Origin of the sequence: Desulfosporosinus sp. SYSU MS00001 (assembly GCF_049943955.1) — a bacterium.
GTDB lineage: Bacteria > Bacillota > Desulfitobacteriia > Desulfitobacteriales > Desulfitobacteriaceae > Desulfosporosinus.
In genome coordinates this window covers 135,761-146,151 of sequence record NZ_JBNFTW010000007.1, presented here as the reverse complement: position 1 = coordinate 146,151, position 10,391 = coordinate 135,761, and the positions used below count along the sequence as shown (strand labels likewise).

Below are 10,391 nucleotides of genomic sequence, written 5' to 3'. Positions count from 1 at the left end.
ACATTTATTAAGTACATAAAGGCTTAGAAGGAGACTTCTCAAAATGGAATCAGGCGAATTATATTTTGCAATATTTTTCACCACTTCTGGCGCAATAAGGTTTAATAGGTTTTTGCGTAACAATACCATAGCAGCAGAAATTAAGCCCGTACCCCGAAATATTAGCACAAGTTGCGCAGTAGGAGTGGAGTTTTACTATAAAGGAGATTTGAGTATGTTGTTAATCCAGGATATTAAGCAAATATATAATATTAAAGGCAATCAGTATAGTTTAAAGTACGCTAAAAGCCACTAACAGCTGGTCTGATAGTGAAGTATCTGCTGATCAGACGTCTATAAAATGATATTAAAGGATAAACATATAGTTTTGGAGTGAAGCCATGAAAGAGATATATTTAGATAATGCTGCTACTTCATACCCAAAGGCACCGGGTGTAGCTGAGACGGTTTCGCATTTTTTATCTTCCATTGGCTGCAACGTTAATAGAGGGGCTTATACAAAAGCCTATCAAACAGAAGAAGTAGTTTATGAAACAAGAGAATTGCTCTGCCGTCTGTTTCACTTTGATAAACCCGAGAATGTTGTATTTACAAAAAACGTAACAGAAAGCATGAACGTCATCATCAAAGGTCTCCTGAAACCTGGAGATCATGTCATAGTGTCTTCAATGGAACATAATGCTGTTATGCGGCCATTGAACAACTTAAGAGCACGAAATCTTGAAGTCGATATCCTGGAATGTAATAAAGAAGGGGCATTATCACTGGATCAAGTTGAATCTCTTCCAAGCTTGATTCAAGCAAATACGAAGGCAATATTTATGACCGCTGCTTCCAATGTTTGCGGTACAATGCTGCCCTTGAAGGAGATCGGTCACTTCTGCCATGAGAATAATATTTTTTTCATCGTGGACAGTGCCCAAACTGCGGGCTTTACAGAGATGGACATGAATTGGCTTGAGGTTGACGCACTAGCCTTTACCGGACATAAAGGATTGCTTGGTCCCCAAGGGATAGGTGGCTTTCTAGTAAATAAACGGATTGAGCCGTCTATTGAACCACTGATTGAAGGAGGTACAGGAAGTCTTTCCGAACTAGAAACACAACCCGCTTATATGCCAGATAAATTTGAAGCAGGAACACTAAATATTCCTGGAATTTTTGGACTTAATGCTGCTCTAAAATACCTTTTCAAAGTTGGCATCGATAGAATCCACGAACAAGAATTACATTTACTGAATCTATTTATGACCCGGTTATTGGAGATTCCATCAGCGCAATTAATCGGAAAGAAAGATCTTCAGGATAGAACGTCAATCATCTCAATCAATTTTCCGAAACATGATAATTCGGAGGTTAGCTATCTTCTATATAAAGAACATGGAATAATGACACGCTCAGGACTTCATTGTGCTCCGTCTGCTCACAGAACTTTGGGTACTTTTCCACACGGAACTGTACGTTTCAGCTTTAGCCATTTCAACACAGAAAAGGAAGTTTTCAAAGTAATCGATTGTATATGGCGGAGTTTAAATACTTTGTAAGATTTGTGACGCAAAAAATCCCGCAATCACTTGCGGGATAATACATTCCTTTGGTGCGCCACCGCGGGATCGAACCGCGGACCTGCCGATTAAGAGTCGGATGCTCTACCAGCTGAGCTAGTGGCGCGTAAATTGGTAGCCCCAACGGGATTCGAACCCGTGTTTCCGCCTTGAGAGGGCAGCGTCTTAGGCCTCTTGACTATGGGGCCGTAATTTGGCTCCGGGACTAGGATTCGAACCTAGGCTATGTGATTCAGAGTCACACGTGCTACCACTACACAATCCCGGAATACTGGATGCCTTTAAATTCAATAAGCATCATCATTACATTATGCATAATCATTTGATTTGGATTATGTCACGGCCTTTATTATAATCCATTTATAACTCATACGCTAGTCTTTTTTAAAATTTTTTTTCAAGATATTCAATAGCTTTATCTAAACGTTCTAAGCATTTCTTTTTCCCTAGCAAAGCCATGACATCAAACAAACCAGGGCTAACGGTTTGCCCTGTTAAGGCTAATCTTGTTGGGTGAATGATCGTACCGCCTTTAATCTTTAGTTCCGCAATTAACTGGCGATAAGCTCTTTCAACGCTTTCAACATCAAATCGTTCCAGGGTGCTTAAACATTCTCTGCCCTTTGCGAGTAAGGACATTAAGCCTTCTTGTTTAACAAAATATTTCTCGAGGCCCTTTTTATCATAGGAAACAACGTCTTGAAAATAGTAACGACTTGCTTCGGTCAATTCTCCTAGAGTCCTTACTCTTTCTCTAACCGTGTTTACGACGTCACGAATATATTTTCGATTTTCTTCTGCTTCTATATTATTGATTAGACCAGCCCGAATAAAAAATGGTATGGCTTGTAGAGTTAGTCTATCTAAATCATAGGTGGTCATATATTGTCCATTAAGCCAAATTAGTTTCTGAACATCATATACAGCAGCGGTTTTAGAAACCTTTTCTAGCGAAAAAGCAGAGATCGTTTGAGTAGGAGCTATAAGTTCACTTTGCTGCTCTGCCGGAGACCATCCAAGCAGTGTCAGATAATTGACTAAAGCTTCCGGTAAACAGCCCATTTCTTGAAATTCGCCAACAGAGGTTGCGCCATGCCTTTTGCTCAATTTGCTGCGGTCTGGTGCTAAAATCATTGATAGATGCGCAAATAATGGTATCTCGTAACCTAAAGCCTGATAGATTAAACACTGCTTTGGCGTGTTGGATAAATGTTCCTCCGCCCGGATAACATGGCTAATTTGCATAGCATGATCATCAACGACACAAGCAAAATTATAGGCAGGGCTTCCATCCGACTTAACAATAATAAAGTCATCGAATTGGTTAGCATTAAAACTTACAGTTCCTCTAATAAGATCTTCAACAACAACTTGACCCGAGTTCGGAACTTTCATCCTTATCACAGAAGGAATCCCCCGCTTTAGTCTATCTTGAACTTCTTCAGGAGATAAGTTTCGACACTTTCCCTGATAACGAAAAGGCGTCCCCTCTTTTCGTTGCTTTTGACGTTCTTCTTCTAATTCTTCTGCACTACAAAAACAATGGTATGCTTTATTTTCATGAATTAACCTTTGGGCTGCTTTAGTGTAATGTTCTTGCCGTTGGGATTGAAAGTAGGGGCCAAATTCGCCACCCTTTTCCGGTCCCTCATCCCAATCGATCCCTAACCATTTGAGACTGCTCAATATTTGACTTACAGAGTCTTCCTTGAGTCGTTCTGTGTCAGTATCCTCAATGCGAAGTATCAATTTCCCGTTGTGCTTTTTTGCGAATAACCAGTTGAACAATGCTGTTCTTGCTCCTCCGATGTGCAAATAACCTGTAGGGCTCGGAGCAAATCTGACTCTGATCTTTTCCATGTACTACTCTCCTATGTAAATATTTAGCTCGAAAAAAGCCATTTGTACCACAAGATATAAGTCCAAATTACAACATAGTTAGTTTTCAAACAATCCACTTCGCCAATTATAGATACTTGAAGCGAACTCATCCCTAACCTCTTGGGCAGCACTCTTCAATAATTGGTAATTCATTTAGGCATCCCCCCTAAATGCTTATTTCTCCGAATTTCAGAAACGGTAGAAATACTTATATATAACTTATATCTTATGAAATAGTATTATAATTCGATTATACATGAGTTCGAATATAATTTTCAAGGTACTTGCGAACCTCCCCTAACTACACTTCGCTAAGAACGGAAACACTGTTTTGGCCGTAGGATAGGGGCTTCCGGCAAACCCAAAATCCATGTCTCCAGGGTATCTCTTTAGAGATGCCTCACCTGATAGGCGTGAGTCCATCATTTCGGTAAGATCGGCAACTCTATAATTGCTGCATACAAGCCAGGTTCATGGCTTCTACTACTTCCTGATCCGATTGTCCAGATAGATCTTTTGCCAATCCAGGAAAGTATACAAGGGCTAACTGTGACGGTGCCACTGGAAATATTAAGAACATAAAATTTGCAAAGAAACTGGTAAAATACCGGACGGAATCAACCTGCCGTTAAAATCTTAAGAAAATATCCTGTCAACCAGATACGTCAGTCGTTGATACGATGTTCCTGTTCACATCTTGATCGGAATTACTATTTAATTGATTACAGAGATGAAATCCTGCAGCCGTTGGAGAAAGTTTTCAGCGTTGATCTCGAAAATATGATATGACCACATCTGAAATAAAAAAAATTCTCAATACCACAAATCAAGTCTGAATATACAACACAAATATACCAAAAAAGCTCTGTAGTCCGCATAAACGCTGTACCTTACAGAGCTTTTTACTATAACTTTTACTGCAAAACTCCGGATATAGAGACAAAATTTTGTGAGCTTATACTTTTTAACGAATGGTAGTAATTGTTCCTGATAGGATGCTCCAACCGTTTAATTAAAGCGATATTACAAATCCGATATATACTTTTCGATTCTTTGAAGAAGCAATCTGCGGATAAGGAAATAAATAAAGTTACAGAGTAAGCCAAATAAAATCACTAGACTTAAGAGATCAAAAGACAAGAAGATATTTAGTGCTAATTCCAATACTTTAAGCGGATTGGTAAACACTACCCAAGAATTTATATGTTGAAATCTCCCCAATACCATTCCGTAAGCAACAAGGAAATTAAAAAATATTAACCATGTAACTTTTCCTCTTTCGAAGAGACTTACCCGATCTGTGATTTTCTCAAAGGGAAGAAATGAAAAAAGAAACATTATGATTCCGAATAATTCCAGCAGTAGATACTGTACGATAAGCAGCATCCGACCAGACAAAGACACAGTATTACTCCATTGATAACCAATATGTCCCAGATCAGTGAATAAATAAGCTGTATTTGGTAAAAAGAGTAGCCATAATAAGCCAAAAAATACTTTTAAAATTATTGACCCAACACGTAAAACACGTAAAAAAAGGTAAGTAAATCCTACTGCGACAAATGCAACAAAAACATTTGAAACTTCGATTTGGATCCATTTAGGTTTTCCCAAAACACTCAAGAAAAGAAACAAGATAACGATAATCGCGCATAAAACACCCCACCAAGTCTTATACCATACTGGCTTTTCCTCCGCTCCTCTTCTATCATCTGTCCTTATCTCCTCGGTCTGTTTCGCTGGCCTTGATTTCCCAAACTTAACCATTGTCCTCTCCCCCCCTTTATAATGCGTCATAGAATACAATTTTTATGTGGGTGCTCAAAAACAAAAAAGCGCCGTCGAAAACGATGCTTAAACTACCTATAAACGTCGAAAAGCCCATTGCTGAACTTTTTATGTTTCATTAATTGTATCAATTATTGAGTACTTATTTGAGCCAGGCTCGACATAATGGTGATCAATAGTTCGCCTTTTGAATCGAGGTTGAAGATTTTTTCCTTTTGAACCTTCATTCATTCATTATCATTATTCACTTTGACATATTGAAAGCATCTTTACAACGAAGACCATCGATGGCAATGGATACTAATCTATGGAATCGGTCAATATTGGAAGCGCCTCCTTGCTGCTCTAATGCCAATAGAAGGCTAAACAAAAGAGTGCTTAAATCCTGCACATCGATATCTTCCCGTACCGCTTTCGCTTGCTGGGCCCGAGTAAGAAGATTAGCAATTGCCGATTGAAAATCCTGTAACACACCTGAATCTGCTGTCTCACTAATTAAGGCACCACTTTTAAAAGCGTCTTTCCAGGCCCTGTTGGTAAAACCCTCATCCAAAACACGTGAAAATAAATCAAAAAATGCCTTGCCCGGATCGACATGATTCATCAGAGACTTAGCCTCTGATGTAAGCCGCTGCTTATAACTAATATTGACTGCCTCAAACAATGCTTCTTTCGTCGGAAAATGGCGATATATTGTACCGATACCTACCCCGGCTTGGTTGGCAATTTCACTAATCGGAATTGACAACCCTTTTTCGGCAAAAATCTTTTGGGCAGCTTTCAGTATCTGCTCTTTGTTTTGTTTTGCGTCCGCCCGCAATGGTTTTGGTTTTGAATGATCGACAAAATTGTCCTCATTGGGCTGTGGACTATCAGCCGTCTGGTTCAAAGACTGCTCTTTCTCTGTCATTGTGATAATCCCCTTTCTTTTCTAATTTTACTTAAAAAATGGGCATTGACAAATGGAATTATAATTCCGTATAATATCGGCATAAGCGGAATCACTGTTCCCTATACTCAGGCAAAGCGGACATAGAGTGTTGACCTCTGTGGGGGCAACAGTACATCGCGGATCTCTGGATGACTTCCTGGACTTTGATTGCCAGGGATGGATACCAAGCCTTGGATATTGTTGCATGGTAATGTATTGATTTCGAGGCTATTTGAAAAATTAAGGTGTGATAATCATGAAAAATAGGATTTACTTTTTTACAGGTACAGGAAACAGCCTTAAGGTTGCAAAAGATATTGCCAAAGCATTACCCAATTGTGAGCTTGTTGCAATTTACAAAGACACTCTATTAGAGATACCATCTGGTTATGAACGTATTGGATTTGTCTTTCCTAATTATGCCGGAGGTCCACCATCAATGGTAGCAAACTTTATCCGTAATATGAAGTTTTCGGATCAAAGTGATACCTACATTTTTTGTGTAGCGACATACGCAGGAAACAATGGTGCTGTTATTTCACAAATGGGCAATTTGCTTCAACAGAGGGGTTTACAGCTGAACTATGGTGCCAAAATTATTACGTATCCAAATGCGATAACAGCATACCCCATGCCTATAGAAGTCAACGACATTTTAAAAAAGGCAGAAATCAATACCAAACCTGTAATTGATAGTATTGTTGCAAAGCAGCACATACCCATTTCAAACTTAGAAGAGTCAGATAAGGAGAAGTATGATACATTTATTGCTCTAATTCAAAATAGCAATAGTGGATACGATGTCAATGATGATTGTATCTCCTGCGGGATATGTCGGGATGTTTGTCCGGCAAAGAATATAACCTTAGAGGATGGAAAGCCTGTATTCCACCACCAATGCGAATGTTGTATGGCCTGCATTCAGCACTGCCCAAAACGAGCCATCAATTACGAGAATAAGACACAAGATAGAGAGCGCTATACACACCCTGATATTGGCCATAAAGTCATTTCACAATATTACATGTAAACGACAATGATGAGTTAGTAAGAAACTCATGAACATCTCCATGACTGATTGTTGTTCCGATTATTCCGCCGGACAGCCCTCTAATCGGAATACCAACGCTATAAAGAAATATATGTTTCAATCGGATGACGATCATTAAATTTTCTCCGGAGACTCCATAAACTACTGAATCAGTCTGCAATTCAATTGTGCCGAACCATCTTCAAAAATGCCATTTTTACGAGACCTATTGTTTCCTTGCTCTTATGAACAAGAATTGAGGCTTCTTTGTTAATCTCTCATATATATTAGGCTGATCAATCTTGAATTGTTCAATTGGCATCGGTTCGAGTAGTTTTTCTATTATAAATCCAGCATCAATAACTGATGATACAATCTTGCTTAATGGCCGTCTATAAAATTGCACTTTCACTTTTCCGCAATTAGTATCCCATTCATCATCCAATAATTCAGTTAAAAAGTAATTGTCTCTGTTAAACACCGTAAAATCCATGAAAGGGTGATGAACGGAGAAAATAAGTTCCCCTGTCTTTTTTAGGATTCTATTAAATTCACTCATTACATTATCCCAATTTTTAAGATAATGAAGCGTTAAAGAGGATAAAACAACATCTAAAAACTCATTTTTAATAAAACTTAGTGGCTCATTTAAATCAGCCCTTATTACAACAGCTTCATCCCCAACTCTGTTTTTTGTCATATTAACCATCTTTGGACTAAAATCAACCGCTATTACATTAGCTCCTTTTTCCAATAACCGTTTAGTATACCAACCTGCTGCACAACCAGCATCTAAAACCTCTTTCCCTTTGACATCCGGAAGCAAAGAGATGGTTGCAGGTCTTTCATAGTAGGCATTAAATGGTTTTGAATCGACGTAATTAAAATAATATTCAGCCATTTCTTCATAAGAATTAAATGAAACTGAATCCCTATTTATGGTTGGTCCATCTTGATACAGACAATTCAAGATCTATCCCCCTTAATAATTCACGGCACAACCACATGTGGTTCTAATTCCGTTATTATCCTCTGTTTCTTGCAATAGGAAATATCCCTATTCAATCCGTCAGAACAAAATTATGTATGATTATAGGGCTAACCCTCTAACACTTGACATTAAAGCTCCTAACATACGATGAAAACCCTTTGGGTTTTGCGCCGGCACCCTATATTGTTTGTTAATCTCTATTTGTAACGCAGGAATCTGTAATTCACGTGCGACAAAACTACTTATGGTAGTATTTGGCCCTGCAGAGGCAAAATGGTCATGGGTTATTTTACTTAACCCAAAATCTTGAAAGTGACGCTCGACCAATTCTAGCATACTCGTCTCCAAAAGGGATTCCCCGTGATTTGTCCCAAAATCCACATCAAATTCATGCTCGCGGGCAGCTCCATGAATGTCTAGTACAAACTTTACATTTTCCCTTTTACAAATCTCTGCGATTCTTTCTTTGTAAATACAAGGATTATCAAAGTTAGGATCTCCACCATATAGATTAGTCACTGCAATAGCATGACAGCCTGTTAGTTTATTTAATAGGTACACGATAGATCCTGTGAATTGATCTGACATCTTAATCTTCTTCTGTCTATAGTGTCTTACAGAATGTGGAGCTGATACCAAAACTGGCAGGTTCCCGATAGAGATCCAAAAGGGATCTTCTTGCTTAGGGTTAATTCTCTTGTCCGTCTTGTAAAAATAGACTTTTTCTATGTTAACTGCTTCATCATTAATACGAGACCTATTAAACTCTTCTAAAATATCCTCATGTTTGGCCAAAGTATGCCTCCAGAAATTGTTGACGTTTAAAATTTTATAATTTCCAAACCTATTTATTATGTTATTTTCCTTTTCCTAGTTTCCGCTTTTTAGGCTTTGTGGGATTATTTCGAGAAGCAAATAAAGCTTTTATGGCCCATTCCGCTAACTGTTCTCTGTTTTCCAAAATATCAACAGGAACCTCATAATATGGCATTCTCATGGGCTTGTCATCAAATGGTTTGAATGGTTTCATGCCTGCCATTATATAATCTGACTTATTAGACTCATCCACCTTAAACTATAGGATGTCATTTGCTATTCCGAAAATTAAACTGTCATAGTAAATACTCGCCCCACCAAACATCTTTTTGACCGTAACATAACCCAGCTTTCCAAGTTGGTCTACTACATATTCTTTGTAACCTTCGCTAGAAGTTCTTATAACAATGTTGAGTGGGTAGCTATTTATTCTTGAGGTTAGTGGGGTACTGATTGTGCGTGGGATTTTTCGTGTGTGCGAAAATATGGTTGCTTAAGATTATTTTCTAACGGTCCAGTAGAGAACCTATGATATTAAGAATATCCAATTTGCTTGCTGGATCAGCGTGTCCCATTACGCAAATATCGAAGTCGATACCTTCTATTGCTATAAGTAAAGAATTTAATTTACTTTTATCCAAATAGCAATTATTGTAATAATCCACTCCCACAGCATCGCCTATAAATAACACTCTTTCTTGAGGCACAAAAATGCAAGTACAATCTTCACTATGTGGAGATACAATAGGGTGTAATTCAGCAACTATATCTCCTAAATCAATTTCCATAGTCCCATCGTAAGAGATATCGGAAGTCGTTACTAGTATCTCCGAAAGTACTGGATACTCTTTTCGAATACTACTATCCGCAAATTCAATCTCAAGCTTTGTTTCTAACCTCTTCTTCATTTCTGAATCGGTCCATTTCCACTTTGCTATTTCTGCTAATTTCTCATTCGTTTTTTTGTTAGCAAATGTGATCCCTTCGATTGCATTCATACCAAAACTATGATCCCAGTGCCAATGAGTAATAGCGATGAAGTCTGGTTTTCTTAAACCTTCATTAATTATAGCTTCATTGAATAATTGAACATGCCTTTTTGAATTACCCGAATCCACCATTAATGAATATTTCCGCCCATTTATATATCCTAATACAGGCCTATCAACCTCTTTATTATACAAACTATAAAACACTCTATCAGTAAGCTGTCTTAACTCCATAAAAAAAGCCCTCCTTATGTAAAAGCTTATGAACGCAAATTCGGTGTTGCGTTTTCATTCTAATTCCAACATTATACTCCAGCTTTCCAGTTCGGTCATCCGATAATAAGTAAGCAAATCCATCCTGCGGGATTGAAGGAGTTCGGTGATTGACTGATAGCTGAGC

The 10,391-nt window shown here is 38.2% G+C and carries 10 protein-coding genes, 3 tRNA genes and 1 pseudogene; 4 read left to right on the top strand and 10 right to left on the bottom strand.

Annotation, left to right across the window (positions count from 1 at the left end):
• Positions 1–43: 43 nt before the first annotated feature.
• Together ACPUYX_RS14075 and ACPUYX_RS14070 are read left to right on the top strand one after the other, a co-directional pair.
• Positions 44–295, top strand: a complete 252-nt coding sequence (locus ACPUYX_RS14075; protein WP_426380263.1) for a DUF3343 domain-containing protein — start codon at positions 44–46, stop codon at positions 293–295.
• A gap of 85 nt (positions 296–380) precedes the next feature.
• The gene (locus ACPUYX_RS14070; protein WP_426380262.1) at positions 381–1,544 is read left to right on the top strand and encodes an aminotransferase class V-fold PLP-dependent enzyme; all 1,164 of its coding nucleotides are present in this window, start codon (positions 381–383) and stop codon (positions 1,542–1,544) included.
• A 51-nt stretch (positions 1,545–1,595) separates the two neighbouring features.
• On the opposite strand, the gene ACPUYX_RS14065 is transcribed toward ACPUYX_RS14070, so the two are convergent.
• The 4 genes from ACPUYX_RS14065 to gltX form a co-directional block, all read right to left on the bottom strand.
• Positions 1,596–1,671, bottom strand: a tRNA-Lys gene (locus ACPUYX_RS14065).
• A gap of 6 nt (positions 1,672–1,677) precedes the next feature.
• Positions 1,678–1,753, bottom strand: a tRNA-Glu gene (locus tag ACPUYX_RS14060).
• Positions 1,754–1,759: 6 nt separating this feature from the next.
• Positions 1,760–1,833 (bottom strand) — tRNA-Gln (locus tag ACPUYX_RS14055).
• Positions 1,834–1,949: 116 nt separating this feature from the next.
• Positions 1,950–3,425: a glutamate--tRNA ligase gene (gene gltX, locus ACPUYX_RS14050; protein WP_426380261.1), complete on the bottom strand. Its 1,476-nt coding sequence runs from the start codon at positions 3,423–3,425 to the stop codon at positions 1,950–1,952.
• A 539-nt stretch (positions 3,426–3,964) separates the two neighbouring features.
• Here gltX and ACPUYX_RS14045 point away from each other — a divergent pair.
• Positions 3,965–4,282 (top strand): annotated as a pseudogene (locus ACPUYX_RS14045) (hypothetical protein); the annotation flags it as partial.
• Between the two features lie 187 nt (positions 4,283–4,469).
• On the opposite strand, the gene ACPUYX_RS14040 reads toward ACPUYX_RS14045, so the two are convergent.
• Together ACPUYX_RS14040 and ACPUYX_RS14035 are read right to left on the bottom strand one after the other, a co-directional pair.
• Positions 4,470–5,213 carry a DUF1361 domain-containing protein gene (locus ACPUYX_RS14040; RefSeq protein ID WP_426380260.1) on the bottom strand — a complete coding sequence of 248 codons (744 nt, stop codon included), beginning with the start codon at positions 5,211–5,213 and terminating at the stop codon, positions 4,470–4,472.
• A gap of 265 nt (positions 5,214–5,478) precedes the next feature.
• Positions 5,479–6,144, bottom strand: a complete 666-nt coding sequence (locus ACPUYX_RS14035; protein WP_426380259.1) for a TetR/AcrR family transcriptional regulator — start codon at positions 6,142–6,144, stop codon at positions 5,479–5,481.
• A gap of 277 nt (positions 6,145–6,421) precedes the next feature.
• Between ACPUYX_RS14035 and ACPUYX_RS14030 the strand changes: the two genes are divergently transcribed.
• The gene (locus ACPUYX_RS14030) at positions 6,422–7,195 is read left to right on the top strand and encodes an EFR1 family ferrodoxin (RefSeq protein WP_426380258.1); all 774 of its coding nucleotides are present in this window, start codon (positions 6,422–6,424) and stop codon (positions 7,193–7,195) included.
• A gap of 226 nt (positions 7,196–7,421) precedes the next feature.
• Here ACPUYX_RS14030 and ACPUYX_RS14025 read toward each other — a convergent pair whose 3' ends face one another.
• The 4 genes from ACPUYX_RS14025 to ACPUYX_RS14010 form a co-directional block, all read right to left on the bottom strand.
• Positions 7,422–8,165, bottom strand: coding sequence for a class I SAM-dependent methyltransferase (locus ACPUYX_RS14025; protein ID WP_426380257.1), 744 nt, complete (start codon positions 8,163–8,165; stop codon positions 7,422–7,424).
• Between the two features lie 120 nt (positions 8,166–8,285).
• The gene (locus tag ACPUYX_RS14020; protein ID WP_426380256.1) at positions 8,286–8,981 is read right to left on the bottom strand and encodes a hypothetical protein; all 696 of its coding nucleotides are present in this window, start codon (positions 8,979–8,981) and stop codon (positions 8,286–8,288) included.
• Between the two features lie 61 nt (positions 8,982–9,042).
• Positions 9,043–9,255 carry a TfoX/Sxy family protein gene (locus ACPUYX_RS14015; RefSeq protein ID WP_426380255.1) on the bottom strand — a complete coding sequence of 71 codons (213 nt, stop codon included), beginning with the start codon at positions 9,253–9,255 and terminating at the stop codon, positions 9,043–9,045.
• 253 nt (positions 9,256–9,508) lie between these two features.
• Complete coding sequence (locus ACPUYX_RS14010; protein WP_426380254.1) at positions 9,509–10,225, bottom strand: MBL fold metallo-hydrolase; 717 nt, start codon at positions 10,223–10,225, stop codon at positions 9,509–9,511.
• Positions 10,226–10,391 lie beyond the last annotated feature (166 nt).